1 protein-coding gene is annotated in these 1,215 nt (G+C 72.5%); it reads left to right on the top strand.

Going from position 1 to position 1,215, the window contains the following annotated elements:
• Positions 1–15 precede the first annotated feature (15 nt).
• The coding region (locus IH13_RS0125095) for an MFS transporter (RefSeq protein ID WP_063837486.1) at positions 16–1,215 on the top strand (1,200 nt) is incomplete at its 3' end.

Here is a 1,215-nt window from a genome sequence, read left to right as displayed (position 1 = left end):
GTGGGAGGTACGCACATGACAGGGACGTCCACGGCCGTGACACGGCTGCGCTCGGCGGCCGGTGGCGGCAACCGGTGGGTCGTCCTGGTCGTTCTCTGCCTCAGCCTGCTGCTGGTCGCGCTCGACTCGACCGTGCTGCACGTCGCCGTCCCGGCCGTCACCGAGGACCTCCGGCCGAGCGCCGTGGGCCTGCTGTGGATCGTGGACGCCTACCCACTGGTCTGCGCCTCGCTGCTCATCCTCTTCGGCACGCTCGGGGACCGGATCGGGCGGCGGCGCGTCCTGCTGTCCGGATACGCGCTCTTCGGGGTCGCGTCGGCCGTCGCCGCGACGGCCGGCACCCCCGCCGTGCTGATCGGGGCGCGTGCCCTGCTCGGCGTCGGCGGCGCCATGATCATGCCGGCGACGCTCTCGATACTCCGCCAGGTCTTCCCCGACCGCCGTGAGCGGGCCCTGGCCATCGGGGTGTGGACCGCGGTCGCCGCGGTGGGCGCCGCCACCGGTCCGGTCATCGGCGGCTTCCTCGTCGAGAACTTCTGGTGGGGCTCGGTCTTCCTGATCAACATCCCGCTGATGGCCGTGATCCTGCCGGTCGGCCGCTGGCTGCTGCCCGAGTCCCGGGGCGGTGGCGACGGCCCCTGGGACGTGTTCGGCGCGCTGACGGCCGCAGCCGGGGTGCTCGGCGTCGTACTCGGGATAAAGCGGCTGGGAGGCGGGGGAGCGGTGCCGGACGCCGGGTCGCTCGTCCCGCTGCTGGCGGGCGCCGCGCTGCTCGTCCTCTTCGTCCGCAGGCAGCGGCGCCGGGCGCATCCGCTGATCGACGTCGCGATGTTCTCCCGGCCCGCCTTCACCACAGCGGTCGGCTGCATCGTCCTGGCCATGCTGGCCCTGGTCGGCCTGGAGCTGATCGCCGTCCAGTACCTGCAGCTGGTCCTGGACCTCAGCCCGCTGGAGACCGGGCTGCGGCTGCTCCCGCTGACCTTCGCCGCGATGGCGGCCGGGGCCACCGGCTCGTACACGCTGCGCCGGGTCGGTCCGCGCCGCATGGTCGGCTGGGGTTTCGTGCTCACTGCCGCCTCGGTGCTCCTGCTGACCCTGATGGGCCAGCACGACCGGCCCGTGCTGCTCACCGCCGGATTCGTACTGCTGGGCTTCGGACTCCAGTCCACGCTCTTCGGGGCCTACGAGTCGATGCTGAGCCTGTCTCTTATACAC

The organism is Streptomyces sp. NRRL WC-3549 (assembly GCF_000721935.1).
GTDB lineage: Bacteria > Actinomycetota > Actinomycetes > Streptomycetales > Streptomycetaceae > Streptomyces.
Note: the sequence above shows the minus strand (reverse complement) of the source record. Positions and strands in the feature narration are given on the sequence as shown.